The 267-nt window shown below is 28.1% G+C and carries 1 protein-coding gene; it reads left to right on the top strand.

What is annotated here, in order from left to right; translation table 11 throughout:
- On the top strand, nucleotides 1–267 hold a 267-nt coding region (locus LJE08_RS14100; protein WP_227403589.1), incomplete at both ends, for a hypothetical protein.

Genomic DNA, 267 nt, shown 5'->3' with positions numbered 1-267 from the left:
ATCATCCAGTCCTGCCTTTTCGCTTAATAAATCTCTTATTTATCTTTTCTTTTTTATTGTTTTATAGTACGAAACATTTTATTTTTATCTATCATCCTAGAAAAAAAGTTGCTAAAAAAACAGTGAGGAAAATTATCGGATTAGGTGTTTTCGTTATTTTGTTTGGTAGCACTGCCTTTGTAATAAGTATTACACCTATTTGGATCTTAGCTGTTCTCGTTGTTATATCTTCTTTAGATAATCTCATTTCATATGAATTTGAATTAG

The organism is Holdemanella sp. DFI.5.55 (genome assembly GCF_020593575.1).
GTDB lineage: Bacteria > Bacillota_I > Bacilli_A > Erysipelotrichales > Erysipelotrichaceae > Holdemanella > Holdemanella hominis.
The sequence above is the reverse complement of the archived record's forward strand: the minus strand, read 5'-3'. Positions and strand labels throughout refer to the sequence as shown.